General features: G+C 52.7%; 12 protein-coding genes. 7 read left to right on the top strand and 5 right to left on the bottom strand.

Going from position 1 to position 13,319, the window contains the following annotated elements; all coding sequences use genetic code 11:
• Nucleotides 1-52: 52 nt before the first annotated feature.
• Complete coding sequence (locus J9880_RS08685; RefSeq protein WP_232770330.1) at nt 53-1,024, bottom strand: FKBP-type peptidyl-prolyl cis-trans isomerase N-terminal domain-containing protein; 972 nt, start codon at nt 1,022-1,024, stop codon at nt 53-55.
• Between the two features lie 133 nt (nt 1,025-1,157).
• Nucleotides 1,158-2,366 (bottom strand): BaiN/RdsA family NAD(P)/FAD-dependent oxidoreductase, encoded by a 1,209-nt coding sequence (locus J9880_RS08680; protein ID WP_119825392.1) that lies wholly within the window; start codon nt 2,364-2,366, stop codon nt 1,158-1,160.
• Nucleotides 2,367-2,687: 321 nt separating this feature from the next.
• Between J9880_RS08680 and pitA the strand changes: the two genes are divergently transcribed.
• Entirely contained in the window at nt 2,688-4,193 is a 1,506-nt protein-coding gene (gene pitA, locus J9880_RS08675; RefSeq protein ID WP_095923882.1) for an inorganic phosphate transporter PitA, read from the top strand.
• 210 nt (nt 4,194-4,403) lie between these two features.
• On the opposite strand, the gene uspB is transcribed toward pitA, so the two are convergent.
• Entirely contained in the window at nt 4,404-4,739 is a 336-nt protein-coding gene (gene uspB, locus J9880_RS08670; protein ID WP_095923883.1) for a universal stress protein UspB, read from the bottom strand.
• Between the two features lie 338 nt (nt 4,740-5,077).
• Here uspB and uspA point away from each other — a divergent pair, with 338 nt between their 5' ends.
• The 3 genes from uspA (at nt 5,078) to J9880_RS08655 (ending at nt 6,441) form a co-directional block, all read left to right on the top strand.
• Nucleotides 5,078-5,518, top strand: a complete 441-nt coding sequence (gene uspA / locus J9880_RS08665) for a universal stress protein UspA (RefSeq protein WP_014333460.1) — start codon at nt 5,078-5,080, stop codon at nt 5,516-5,518.
• A 228-nt stretch (nt 5,519-5,746) separates the two neighbouring features.
• Entirely contained in the window at nt 5,747-6,040 is a 294-nt protein-coding gene (locus J9880_RS08660; RefSeq protein WP_047606423.1) for a hypothetical protein, read from the top strand.
• Between the two features lie 38 nt (nt 6,041-6,078).
• A complete protein-coding gene (locus J9880_RS08655) occupies nt 6,079-6,441 on the top strand; it encodes a hypothetical protein (RefSeq protein WP_014333459.1) in 363 nt (120 codons plus the stop codon).
• A gap of 78 nt (nt 6,442-6,519) precedes the next feature.
• Here J9880_RS08655 and rsmJ read toward each other — a convergent pair whose 3' ends face one another.
• Both rsmJ and prlC read right to left on the bottom strand, forming a co-directional pair.
• Nucleotides 6,520-7,266, bottom strand: coding sequence for a 16S rRNA (guanine(1516)-N(2))-methyltransferase RsmJ (rsmJ, locus tag J9880_RS08650; protein WP_095923886.1), 747 nt, complete (start codon nt 7,264-7,266; stop codon nt 6,520-6,522).
• Nucleotides 7,267-7,275: 9 nt separating this feature from the next.
• Entirely contained in the window at nt 7,276-9,336 is a 2,061-nt protein-coding gene (gene prlC, locus J9880_RS08645) for an oligopeptidase A (RefSeq protein WP_131693669.1), read from the bottom strand.
• Nucleotides 9,337-9,672: 336 nt separating this feature from the next.
• Here prlC and J9880_RS08640 point away from each other — a divergent pair, with 336 nt between their 5' ends.
• From J9880_RS08640 to J9880_RS08630, 3 genes are read left to right on the top strand one after another with little or no spacing between them, the layout of a single operon-like run.
• Entirely contained in the window at nt 9,673-10,983 is a 1,311-nt protein-coding gene (locus J9880_RS08640; RefSeq protein WP_232770329.1) for a 6-phospho-beta-glucosidase, read from the top strand.
• Between the two features lie 15 nt (nt 10,984-10,998).
• Entirely contained in the window at nt 10,999-12,252 is a 1,254-nt protein-coding gene (locus J9880_RS08635; protein ID WP_131693671.1) for a PTS sugar transporter subunit IIC, read from the top strand.
• A gap of 27 nt (nt 12,253-12,279) precedes the next feature.
• Nucleotides 12,280-13,317, top strand: a complete 1,038-nt coding sequence (locus J9880_RS08630) for an oxidoreductase (protein WP_232770328.1) — start codon at nt 12,280-12,282, stop codon at nt 13,315-13,317.
• Nucleotides 13,318-13,319: the final 2 nt, after the last annotated feature.

Here is a 13,319-nt window from a genome sequence, read left to right as displayed (position 1 = left end):
TTTCAGCGCAATAACCTGCGAGAAAATATCATCCGGCCGCTCAGGCATTCATTTATGGCTTATTCACATCCGCCACAGCAATAGTGTAAATCACGACGGTATTGAGCGGCGATGTCGCTTTGCCGTCTTTCGTGTTTTCGAGTGTGGATGGCGGGATCACCACCGTTACCTGCCCCCCTTTACGAATTAATTTCACGCTGTCTCGCAACACAGGCGGCATTTCCGAAATGCGGAAAATCTGATAAGCATTATCGACCTGCGGCCCGTCAATGACGGTGCCATCAACCAGGGTGCCTTTATAATTGATCTGCACGGTATCCGTATTCTTCAGCCCCGGACCCTCACCTTTGTTATCAATCAGATATAATAAACCCTGCTTCGTCTTTTTGACGCCTTCCCGTTTTGCAAAATCCTCAATATAGGCTTTATCTGCCGCCTGTTTTTTCGCATTTTGCGCCTGCGTCAGTACTTTGACCTGCTCATCAAACGTGGACATGGTGAGACGGATATCTTCGTCGCTCATCTTGCCCTGATGACTAAACGTATCTGCGATACCGGCCAGCAAAATATTCTTATTCAGGGTGATATGCAGATTTTTCTGCACCGCGAGTTGCTCCTCGATAAAGTGCGCCAGCATGACACCGCTGGCATACGCCCGCTTTTGCTCTTCACTTTCCAGCATGTTTGCCGGTGCAGGTTCAATACCCGCCGCTTTAATACTTTCTGCGGTCACCTCTTCAGAAGGCGATGCTTTCACCGGCGGTGCAGGAGCGGGTTCCGCAGCCGCTGGCGGTGTCGCGTCTGACGTCTCAACCGGTACCGCATCCGGCTTGACTGCCTGAGCTGGCGCAGGCGCAGTCTCATCAGCTTTCACCGGTTTCTCCGGCACCACAACAGCCGGAGCGGTGAGCGCGGCAGGTGGCGTCTCCACCACAGCCTGTTCAGCCGCATTTGAAGATGAAGCAAACCCCGACAATGTCAGGAGGCTGAACAGATAAAGTCCTTTAGGGCGTGAGAGGTTCATAACTTTCCTTGTGAATTGTTGATTGTAGGTTGCTGATAAATATGACGCAGACTTCCTCCCGGCTCCCCCTTCGCAGGGGGAGGAGTAAAAGCGCCGGTCGGCTCCCTCCCCTGCGAAGGGGAGGCGCTAAAAATCATTTCACCGCAAACGATCGCGCCATCAGATCCTGCGCGCATGCCCACGCCGAACTCCAGGCCCACTGGAAGTTATAACCGCCCAGCCAGCCGGTGACGTCCACCACTTCGCCGATGAAATACAGACCCGGCACCTTAGCGGCAGCCATGGTTTTTGAGGATAATTCTTTGGTATCGACGCCGCCAAGCGTCACTTCTGCCGTGCGGTAGCCTTCGGTGCCATTCGGTTGCACCTGCCAGTTTTGCAGTTGTTCAACCAGTTCGGCCTGCTGCGGCACATTCAGCTGCTTCAGCGTGACGTCCGGTAACTGACCGAGGGTTTGCAGGCATTCGACCAGGCGTTTTGGCAGTTGCATCGCCAGCGTATTTTTCAGGCTCTGGTTCGGATGTGCCTGACGCTGTTCATTCAGAAACGCCGCCAGATCGACATCAGGAAGTAAGTTAACGCTCACAAACTCGCCAGGCAGCCAGTAACTAGAAAGCTGTAAAACCGCCGGGCCGGACATGCCGCGATGGGTGAACAGGATGCTTTCACGGAAAACAGTGCCATCTTCCGCCGTCAGTACCGCAGGCACTGACACGCCGGAGAGCGTCTGTAAGTGATCCAGCAGCGGTTTATGCAGGGTAAAAGGCACCAGACCGGCGCGGGTCGGCAGGACTTTCAAACCAAACTGTTCGGCAAGACGGTAACCAAACGGCGAAGCGCCCAGTCCCGGCATGGAAAGTCCGCCGCTGGCAATCACAAGTGAGTGAGTACTTACAGTTGAGCCGTTCACCTTGATAATAAAGCCCTCTTCGGTTTTCTGAACGTCGGAAATCTCGCTGCGCAGACGCACATCGACATGACCCAGTTCGCATTCCTTATCGAGCATTGCCACAATTTGCTGGGCAGAATCATCACAGAACAACTGACCGAGGGTTTTCTCATGCCAGGCGATGCCGTAGCGGTTGACCATATCGATGAAATCCCACTGGGTATAACGCGCCAGCGCGGATTTACAAAAATGCGGGTTTTCGGAAAGATAGGCAGCGGGTTCGGCGTAAAGGTTAGTGAAATTGCAGCGTCCGCCGCCTGACATCAGAATTTTACGCCCGGTTTTTTTCCCGTTATCCAGCAGCAGAACCCGGCAGCCACCTTGTCCGGCCTGTGCTGCGCAGAACATACCCGCCGCACCTGCACCAATGACTACCACATCAACCTGTTCCACTTTTGGCCTCTCTTTATGAAAATTCAACTACGTTTTAGATAGGGTTTACCCCTTACCGATGGGCGTTCAGGCCGCATGATGCCGCGGATTGTAAGGGACAGCCGCCGCTTAGACCAGCCAGACTGTCCGCTTTCTGAACGTCGTAAGTAAATGTTTCTGTGAGTAAAGAGGGAATAACGTTTTGATAAATAAAAATTTAATTGAAACAAAGCCAAATATTGAACTGTTTTTAGTCAAAAAAATGTCATATTTTCCTTTTCCCGTCCCCCTGTTCTCGCAGATAATGCGCGGCGTTCATGACCACTAACTGGCGTAACAATTATGCTGCATCTATTTGCCGGATTGGATATTCATACCGGTTCTTTATTGATTCTCGCGTTACTGTTTGTTCTGTTCTACGAAGCCATTAATGGTTTCCATGACACAGCCAACGCAGTAGCAACCGTCATCTATACCCGGGCAATGCGTTCGCAATTAGCGGTCGTGATGGCAGGGGTATTTAACTTCTTTGGCGTCCTGCTCGGTGGTTTGAGTGTGGCCTATGCCATCGTCCATTTACTTCCAACCGATTTACTGCTTAACGTAGGTTCCGCACATGGCCTCGCCATGGTGTTCTCTATGTTGCTGGCGGCGATCATCTGGAACCTCGGCACCTGGTACTTTGGCCTGCCGGCGTCCAGTTCCCACACGCTGATTGGTGCCATCATTGGCGTCGGGCTGACCAATGCATTAATGACCCACACGTCTGTGGTCGATGCGTTAAACATCCCGAAAATGATCGGCATTTTTGCCTCTCTGATTATCTCACCGCTGGTCGGGATGATTATGGCAGGCACCATGATTTTCCTGTTGCGCCGTTACTGGAGTGGCAACAAGAAACATGCCCGTATCCACCTGACGCCTGCTGAACGTGAAAAGAAAGACGGCAAGAAGAAGCCGCCATTCTGGACCCGTATTGGCCTGATCCTGTCGGCTATCGGCGTGAGTTTCTCTCACGGCGCAAACGACGGCCAGAAAGGTATCGGCCTGATCATGCTGGTCTTGATCGGTGTGGCACCGGCAGGTTTCGTGGTGAACATGAGCGCGACCGGATACGACATTACCCGTACCCGCGATGCCGTGACGCACCTCGGTCAGTACTATCAGCAGCATGTGGATGCCGTCCCACACGTCGTTGCGCTGACGCCGCTGGTGCCTGCACCGGACGTCAACATTGCGCCTACCGACGAGCCGAAAGTGTTCCACTGCGACAGCAGCCACGCACTTGACGCCATTGGGCGCGCTCAGACCCTGCTGACCAATTTGCAGTCCTACAGCGACCTGTCACCGGAAGAACGCAGCCATATGCGTCGTCTGCTGATGTGTGTTTCTGATACTGCGGATAAAGTCGCGAAGCTGCCGGAAACCTCCGCGGCGGACAAACGCTTCCTCGGCGAGCTGAAAACCGACATTCTGCAGACGGTCGAATACGCGCCTATCTGGATCATCATCGCTGTGGCGCTCGCACTGGCCATCGGTACCATGATTGGCTGGAAACGTGTGGCGACCACTATCGGCGAGAAGATTGGTAAGAAAGGCATGACCTACGCACAGGGCCTGTCTGCCCAGCTGACGGCGGCGGTGTCTATCGGCGTGGCCAGTTACACCGGCATGCCGGTTTCCACCACGCACGTACTGTCTTCTGCGGTTGCAGGTACCATGATTGTCGATGGCGGCGGTGTGCAGTCGAAGACGGTGAAAAACATCGCCATGGCGTGGATCTTAACCCTGCCAGTGTCGATTGTCCTTTCCGGCGTGCTGTACTGGATTGCGCTGAAGCTGATCTGATCCTTATCTGACCGGCATTAAAAAGGCGACTCTGCTCAGCAGGTCGCCTTTTTTGTTTCCTTTTTCACACATCCTCCCTAATTCATCACCAAAGTAACTGGAGTTGCAGCAAGGCAGCAAGCGAGATAATCCCGATGAGCTGACACAGGTCAGTGATTCGGGTGAACGAGAGCCGCTAACGCCGCTGCAGCTTCAAGTACGAAGGGTATGCTAATACCAGATCAGCATCGCTAACATACTGATCAATATTAATCCGACCAGTGCAGTTGTCAGGATAAACTGACCGCGGACCCGTTCACAACGGCGGATAAACTCAGGATCGTGATGTTCAACGTAGCGCTGAGCATAAATATAGCGCACCAACCTTATTTGCTTGCCGGGCTGACCGTGAGAGGTAAAGAATCCCCCGCCATCGACGTACTGATACAGCAGCGGATCGCACCCCCGCAGTACCACCAGCAATGCGCGCAAAGAAGAGTAATAGCGCAGCATATTCACTACACACACAAAACATAAAGCCCAAAACAGCGCAACGGGACTGATCATGATTCCCCCTCAAGGCGAACTGACCCCGCGCAATGCGCCTCTGCTTACCGGCGCACACCCGACGTTTCGCCCTGCCTTTCCGCGATTTCACACCTCCGGACAACCTGCGTCCGCCCTCTTTTCGTATCACAGAAGATTGCCAAAGCAGGAGAAGCCTGCATTATTCAGTGTAGGAAATGAATGCGGAACTGTTCATATTATTTGCATCTATAGATTTTCAGATATGGAAATGGGATCTGTATGCTTGATTTATTTGGCCATTTTGGCGCTATACTGAAGTCATGACATTCGCATGATGCTGATCTTGCTATTTACTGACTTATGGAAGGAGTTTTCTTATGGCTTACAAACACATACTTATTGCTGTGGACCTGTCGCCGGAGAGCAAAGTTCTGGTCGAAAAAGCCGTTTCCATGGCGCGTCCGTATAACGCCAAAGTGTCCCTGATCCACGTCGATGTGAACTATTCAGACCTGTATACCGGCCTGATCGACGTTAATCTGGGTGACATGCAGAAACGTATTTCCGAAGAAACGCATCACGCGTTAAATGAACTGTCGCAAAATGCCGGCTATCCGATTTCAGAAACCCTGAGCGGCAGCGGTGATCTGGCGCAGGTGCTGGTCGATGCCATCAACAAATATGGCGTGGACTTAGTGCTGTGCGGTCATCACCAAGATTTCTGGAGCAAGCTGATGTCTTCCGCACGCCAGCTGATCAACACCGTTCATATCGACATGCTGATCGTGCCTTTGCGTGATGAGGAAGAAGAAGCGTAAGACTTATTATTGCGTTAACGCTGACATAAAAATGCCCGCAGGTGAAAACCGGCGGGCATTTTTTTTGTCTTTTAGCCGCAAAAAACTGGTTAATCTGTGAGCAAGCGCGTAGCCTGTATATACAGTATGTTTTTATATTCAGATATAATTCACATCCATTTGTTTATTATGAATAATAAATAAAAATAATGGGTATATACGGACGAAGCTTTTCATACAGGATGTATTATGAAAATCCAGTTTTCACCGGCAGTGAAAGAGAAATTGCTTGTAAAACACAGTGTTGTGGAAAAAGAAGTCTTCGAATGCTTTGCAAACCGCGAGGGCAATTATCTGAAGGATATCCGCGAGCAGCATCAGACAACGCCACCCACCTTGTGGTTTATTGCTGAAACGAACAGGGGAAGGACGCTTAAAATCTGCTTTATCCCACCCCACAACGGGCTTCCGGCACAGCTGAAGTCCGCTTTTGAACCTAACGAGATTGAAAGGCGAATTTACGCCAGTAAAGGTGCTCTGTGAAAACCGGCAGTAACACCCATAATTTAGAGGAAGACATTATGACAACCCGCCACGACGCTCAGGATAATGCAGACATGTGGGATAACCGCGATCTGGGTGCATCCGAAGAACACGCAGAGGCAATCTCCCCCTCTCTTGCGGCTGAGTTCGATGACATGATGGAACTTCAGGCGATCTCTATCAGGCTGCAAAAATCGCTGCTCAGTAACCTGAAAACTATCGCGGCACATCATCAGATTGGCTACCAGCCAATGGTCAGGGATTTGCTTACGCGTTTTGCAGAAGCGGAAATGAAAAAGATCCTGATTGACCAGCTAAACAAGATCGACGAAGCACAGCGTGATCGCGAAAAAACCGTGCCGGTCACTGAGTTTATTGAAGATTTGCGTAATCAGGCATGAAAATTAGAAACCAGAACGTATGTGCAGTGCGTTCTGGTTTCTGTTTCATCTCGTTGTGATTTTTACAACAGCGGCTGTCTATAACGGCGTATAGATGTCAAACCGGTGGCTCTTGGTCACCACTGCGGCCTGTGCGGCGATGTCGGCCATTGGCGGAGCATAGTCCGGGCGTTTCACGACAATGCGTTTTGTCGCTAACCGGCGTGCCGGTTCCAGCAGGCCATCGGCATCTTCGTCAGGGCCGACTAATCCCTGAAATACCCGCATCTCTTTCTTCACCAGCGCACTTTTCTGTTTGTGCGGATACATCGGGTCGAGATACACCACTTCCGGTTTAGGCGACAGTTCCGCCAGCGCGGTCAGGCTGGAGGCGTGCAGCAGCGTCATGCGCTCACGCAGCCACGGGCCGATTTCTGCATCACGATAGCCACGCGCCAGCCCGTCATCGAGCAATGCCGCGACAACCGGATTGCGTTCCAGCATCCGCACCTTGCAGCCCAGCGACGCCAGCACAAACGCATCACGACCCAGTCCGGCGGTCGCATCGACCACATCCGGCAGATAGCTGCCTTTGATGCCGACGGCTTTGGCTACCGCCTCACCTCGCCCGCCGCCGAATTTTCGGCGGTGCGCCATGGTGCCGCCGACGAAATCGACATAGATCGCGCCGAGTTTTGGCTCGTCACGTTTGCGTAATTCCAGACGTTCAGGCGTCAGCACCAGCGCCATCACGGCATCCGGGTCAGACGTCAGGCTCCAGCGCTGCGCCAGAACAGATAAGGCGCCTTCATCGGCGCCTTCTTCACACAGTAAACACACACTCACAGGCAGAGGTTATCCTTTGATTCCGTAGTGGCGCAGCATAGCATCCAGCTGCGGCTCACGCCCGCGGAAGCGTTTGAACAGCGCCATCGGCTCTTCGGAACCACCACGCGACAGGATGTTATCCAGGAACGACTGACCGGTTTCGCGGTTGAAAATCCCTTCTTCTTCGAAGCGGGAATAGGCGTCGGCAGACAGCACTTCTGCCCACAGATAACTGTAGTAACCGGCCGCATAACCGCCTGCAAAAATGTGGCTGAAGGCGTGCGGGAAGCGTCCCCATGACGGTGACGGCACCACGGCAACCTGTTTCTTGATTTCTGCCAAAGTTTGCAGGATTTGCGCGCCTTTCGCCGGATCGTATTCCGCGTGCATGCGGAAATCGAACAGGCCGAACTCCAGCTGACGCAGGATAAACAGCGCCGCCTGATAGTTTTTCGCCGCCAGCATTTTATCCAGCATTTCTTTCGGCAGCGGTTCGCCGGTTTCGAAATGACCGGAGATGAACGCCAGTGCGTCCGGCTCCCAGCACCAGTTTTCCATAAACTGGCTTGGCAGTTCGACGGCATCCCACGGCACACCGGAAATACCGGCCACTCCCGGGGTGTCGATGCGGGTCAGCATATGATGCAGGCCGTGACCGAACTCATGGAACAGCGTGGTGACTTCGTTATGCGTGAACAGCGCCGGTTTGTTGCCCACCGGGCCGTTAAAGTTACAGGTCAGGTACGCGACCGGTTTTTGCAGTTCGCCGTCGGCTTTACGCATACTGCCGACGCAGTCGTTCATCCATGCGCCACCGCGTTTGTGTTCGCGGGCGTACAGGTCGAGATAGAAGCTGCCGCGCAGGTCGCCGGTTTCATCGAACAGGTCGAAGAAACGCACGTCTTTATGCCAGGTTTCGACGTCTTTACGTTCTTTGGCGGTGATGCCGTAAATGCGTTTCACCACTTCGAACAACCCTTCCAGCGCACGCTGCTCAGGAAAATAAGGGCGTAACTGCTCGTCGTTGATGGAGAACAGATGCTGTTTCTGTTTTTCACCGTAGAACGGCAAATCCCAGGCTTCCATCTCATCCACGCCGAAATGTTCTTTGGCGAAGGCACGCAGTTGCGCCAGCTCCTGCTCGCCCTGCGGACGCGCACGTTTTGCCAGACCGCTCAGGAAGTCGATCACCTGTTTCGGGCTTTCGGCCATTTTGGTGGCCAGAGACATATCCGCGTAGGATTCAAAACCTAACAGCTGGGCCAGTTCGTGGCGCAGCGCCAGTTCTTCGGCCATCACTTCGCTGTTATCCCACTTACCGGCATTCGGCCCCTGATCGGAAGCGCGGGTCGCAAACGCGCGGTACATTTCTTCGCGCAGCTCACGGTTTTCGCCGTAAGTGATCACCGGCAGATAGCTCGGGATATCCAGCGTTAACAGCCAGCCTTCCTGCTCTTTCGATTCTGCCAGCGCTTTCGCCGCCGCCAGTGCGCTTTCCGGCAGACCTTTCAGGTCGTTTTCATCAGTGATTAATTTGCTCCAACCCATAGTGGCATCGAGCACGTTGTTGCTGTAGGTCGAACCCAGCTCAGACAGACGCGCGGAAATTTCGCCATAGCGTTTTTGTTTTTCCATCGGCAAACCAATGCCGGATAACTCGAAATCACGCAGCGCGTTATCAATGGCTTTTTTCTGCGCCAGGGACAGCGTACTGAAATGTTCGCTGTCTTTTAAATCGCGGTATGCCTGATACAAACCGGCATGCTGCCCGGTCCAGGTGCTGAATTCAGACAAAATAGGCAGGCACTGCTCGTAGGCTTCACGCAGTTCCGGGCTGTTTTTGACGGCATTGAGATGCCCGACTGGCGACCAGATGCGGCTCAGGCGATCGTCGCTTTCGGCCAGCGGCTGACACAGATTTTCCCAGGTATAAGGCGCGCCCTGCGCGACCACACGTTCAATAGTCTGACGGCTTTCTTCGATCGCGGATTTCATCGCAGGGACAATATGTTCAGGCTTGATCGCAGAGAAAGGAGGCAGGGAGAACGGTTGTAAGAGCGGATTCGACGCGTTTTGCTGTTCAGTCATAGGGCCAGTCCTTCGTAATAGCGTTTGGGGCTGATGCGCCGGTGGCGCACCACGCCGTGAATTCGGGTCGTCTTAAAGATGACGTAACTTCTAACATGCGGTCAAGTTGCGGGGAAATCAATGGCTGACGGCGATTTCCCCCGGCCGCCACAGATATTCACGTTATCAATCACTCACGCTCGAATTATCAGGTTGCAGCAAGACCTGCCTCGCAATTTTCATCTTTGTCTGTGCCCGCGCGGTAAACCCTGTTTACAGAAAGGTTATTCGTGCTAGCTTTCTGTCATCTGGCATACGCCAGTATGGTTTTTCTACAAAACAGGGAGTTGGCAGGGAATGAAAACACTCAAAATCGTCACGCTGGGCGGCGGCTCAGGCTACACCCCGGAACTGATCGACGGCTTTATCCGCCGTTACGCCGAATTACCGGTCTCAGAGTTCTGGCTGGTGGATATCGCAGCCGGAGAGGAAAAGCTGAAAATCGTCGGTGCGCTGGCACAGCGGATGGTCAAAAAAGCCGGGCTGCCGATGACGGTGCATCTGACCACCGACCGCGAAGCCGCGTTGCGTGATGCGGATTTCGTCACCACTCAGCTGCGCGTCGGCCAGCAGGAAGCCCGTATTCACGATGAAGCGATCCCGCTGAAATACGGCGTTCTCGGGCAGGAAACCACCGGCGCGGGCGGCTTTATGAAGGCGCAGCGCACCATCCCCGTGCTGTTAGATTTGTGCCGCGATATGGAAAGACTGTGCCCGGATGCGTGGCTGATCAATTTCACCAATCCGGCAGGGATTGTCACCGAAGCTATCGAAAAATATTCGTCCATTAAAACGCTGGGCATTTGCAGCGGTGCGAACAGCATGATGATGGATATCGCGAAGGTGTATGACGTCCGGCGTGAAGACGTGTATGCCCGCGTGATGGGGCTGAATCATCTGATTTTTGCCGATCAGATTGCCGTCAGCGGTCATGACGTCACGGAAGAATTTATCGAAAAACTGGCACAAGGCAACGGCCAGAATCAACTGAAAAACATTCCCGAAACCGGCCTGCCACCGGCCTTTCTCCGCGCGCTCGGGCTTTATCCCCTTTCCTACCTGAAGTATTTCTATCTGCAGCGTGAGATGGTGGCGCACAGCGTAAAAGACAGCCAGACGCACGGCACACGCGGAGAACAAACGCGTGAAATAGAACGCCAGCTTTTTGAACTCTATAAAAACCCGCAGCTTGAGAGCAAACCGAAAGAACTGGAAAGCCGGGGCGGTGCGTATTACTCGGATACTGCCTGTTCGATTATCAGCGCGATTTATAACAACCGGCAGGAGATCCACGTCGTCAATACGCTCAATCGCGGTGCAACGCCGGATCTCGACGAAAACAGTGTGGTAGAAACCAACGCCATGATTGACCGTCAGGGCGCGCATCCGCTGGCTTACGGGCGTTTGCCGGTGAAAATCCGTGGCCTGATCCAGAGCGTAAAAGCCTTTGAGGAACTCACCATCGAAGCCGCCGTGACCGGCGATTATTCCACGGCATTAATGGCGCTTTCGGTGCATCCGCTGATGCCATCGGTGAATATCGCCGAAAAAATTCTCGACGAATACCTGGCGGTTAACCGGCCTTTTCTGCCGCAATATCCACAATAACGGGTATAAATCATTATGATGAAATTCATAGAATCACGGCTGGTGCCGTGTCTGGTCAGGGTCGGGGATAACGTTATTCTGGTCGCGGTGCGTAACGGCATTACGCTGACACTGCCTTTTATTATTTCCGGCAGTATTTTCTTAATTATCGCCAACCTGCCTATTCCCGGATGGACGGAATATTTAGGCACTTTTGGTGAGGCATTAAATGCCCCGGTGCTGGTCACCTTCGGAATTATTGGTTTAATTTCGGCAATGGGTATCAGTTATAATCTGGCGAAACATTATAAGCTCGACGGGCTGACCTGCTGTGCGATTACCGTCGCCGTGTTCCTGATGGCGCAACTAAATGATGACTACACGCTGAACGTCGATAATCTCGGCGCGGCGGGGTTATTCTCCGCCATTATTCTTTCCATCCTCACCGTCTATATCATTCGCTTTTTTATCCAGCATAAGATCTATATCCGGCTCCCGGACAACGTGCCACCCGCCGTGCTGCAATCCTTTGTCAGCGTCATACCGGCGATTGTCTGTCTGGCGCTGGTGTGGTTTGTGCGGGTAATTTTGCATTTTGATATCAACGCATTCTTCACGCTGATCCTCAGCCCGCTGGTTATCGGCTTAGGCACGCTGCCCGGCATGTTAATACTGGTCTTTCTGATCTCACTGCTCTGGTGCTGCGGCATTCACGGCACCAACGTGCTGTCAGGCATTACCGCGCCGATATTCCTGAAGTTTATTGTGGAAAATACCCAGGCCTATCTCAGCCACCAGCCGATACCGCATATCTTCGCCGAAGGCTTCTATAACTTCTTCATCTGTACCGGCGGGTCCGGCGCGACAATGGGACTGGTGCTGGCGATGATGGTGTCGAAAAGTCGTTATTACAAATCGCTGGGCCGGATGTCATTTGCGCCTTCGCTGTTTTGTATCAATGAGCCGGTGATTTTCGGCGTTCCGATGGTATTTAACCCGCTGATGATGTTGCCGTTAATTATCACGCCGATGCTGTTATGCACCATGTCATATTTTCTGATGACCTTTAATATTATCGGTCGCCCGGTATTACAAATCCCCTGGACGATGCCGCCTTTGCTGAACGGTTATTTCGCCACCGGCGGCAATATTCCCGCGGCTTTGTGGTCAGGCGTCATGATTATTATTTCGACAATCATTTATTATCCCTTCTTCCGGCTGATGGAAAAGAAACAGCTGGCTCAGGAAGAAGCCGCAGTCCCGGTTAATGCTGCGCAGGTCAGCGCATAAATGCAGGCAAAAACGGAAGGAGACATCATGAAAATAAACTGTGCTTTTGTGGGATTTGGAAAAAGCGCGATGCGCTACCATTTGCCTTACGTTTTGCAGCGACGCGAGACGTTTCAGGTTAAAACGATTTTCGATATCGCCCGTCGCCCGGAGAGTGAAAAAGAAGAGGCTTATCAGGGGATCCGGTTTACCGATGATCTGAACGATATCCTGCATGATAAAAGCATTACGCTGGTCACGCTGTGTACGCCGCCGCAAACCCATTACGATTACGCAAAACTGTGCCTTGAGCACGGGAAAAACGTCATTGTCGAAAAGCCCTTTACCCGGACGCTGGCCGAGGCACAATCGTTATTCGCGCTTGCCGCCGAAAAAGGGCTGACGGTCACGCCGTATCAGAACCGGCGCTTCGACAGTTGCTTCTTAGCAGCTAAAAAAGTCATCAGCAGCGGCGTGCTGGGTAACATTGTCGAGTTCGAAAGTCATTTCGATTACTTCCGTCCTGACGCGCCTGATGCCCCGGCAGATTACACTCATGGCGCTTTTTACGGGCTGGGCGTGCATCTTGTCGATCAGGTCGTCAGCCTGTTCGGACGGCCAGAACATGTGCATTACGACATCCGTTCGGTGAGAAATAAAAACAACCCTGACGATACTTTTGAACTGCAACTTTATTACGGTGAAACCAAAGCCATAATTAAATGCAGCCATCTGGTGATGCAGCCTTACCCGAAATTTATTCTTCACGGGGAAAAAGGCTCCTTTATTAAACTGAATATCGATCAGCAGGAAACCTGTCTGAAAGCCGGGAAATTACCGGGCACACCGGATTTTGGTCAGGAAACGGAATATGGCGTGCTGAAATACATTGATGACAACGGCCACACCCTTACCGAACATGTCGATGCGGGCAACGGCGATTATGGCCGCGTTTATGACGCCGTCTGTGCCACGATATGTCAGGGACGTGCGCCATATGTGCCAGCCGCTGAGGTGATGACCACAATGGAAATTCTGCACCGGGCATTTGAACAACCTGCCCCCGCGCTGATCAGGCTTCGCTAAAA

Origin of the sequence: Rahnella victoriana (assembly GCF_021276285.1) — a bacterium.
Taxonomy (GTDB): Bacteria; Pseudomonadota; Gammaproteobacteria; order Enterobacterales; family Enterobacteriaceae; genus Rahnella; species Rahnella victoriana.
The sequence above is the reverse complement of the archived record's forward strand: the minus strand, read 5'-3'. Positions and strand labels throughout refer to the sequence as shown.

What these genes read in the sequence shown, in the direction of transcription:
- J9880_RS08685 (WP_232770330.1), bottom strand. Translation starts at nt 1,024, where the DNA reads ATGAACCTCTCACGCCCTAAAGGACTTTATCTGTTCAGCCTCCTGACA.
- pitA (WP_095923882.1), top strand. Translation starts at nt 2,688, where the DNA reads ATGCTGCATCTATTTGCCGGATTGGATATTCATACCGGTTCTTTATTG.
- uspB (WP_095923883.1), bottom strand. Translation starts at nt 4,739, where the DNA reads ATGATCAGTCCCGTTGCGCTGTTTTGGGCTTTATGTTTTGTGTGTGTA.
- uspA (WP_014333460.1), top strand. Translation starts at nt 5,078, where the DNA reads ATGGCTTACAAACACATACTTATTGCTGTGGACCTGTCGCCGGAGAGC.
- J9880_RS08660 (WP_047606423.1), top strand. Translation starts at nt 5,747, where the DNA reads ATGAAAATCCAGTTTTCACCGGCAGTGAAAGAGAAATTGCTTGTAAAA.
- J9880_RS08655 (WP_014333459.1), top strand. Translation starts at nt 6,079, where the DNA reads ATGACAACCCGCCACGACGCTCAGGATAATGCAGACATGTGGGATAAC.
- prlC (WP_131693669.1), bottom strand. Translation starts at nt 9,336, where the DNA reads ATGACTGAACAGCAAAACGCGTCGAATCCGCTCTTACAACCGTTCTCC.
- J9880_RS08640 (WP_232770329.1), top strand. Translation starts at nt 9,673, where the DNA reads ATGAAAACACTCAAAATCGTCACGCTGGGCGGCGGCTCAGGCTACACC.
- J9880_RS08635 (WP_131693671.1), top strand. Translation starts at nt 10,999, where the DNA reads ATGATGAAATTCATAGAATCACGGCTGGTGCCGTGTCTGGTCAGGGTC.
- J9880_RS08630 (WP_232770328.1), top strand. Translation starts at nt 12,280, where the DNA reads ATGAAAATAAACTGTGCTTTTGTGGGATTTGGAAAAAGCGCGATGCGC.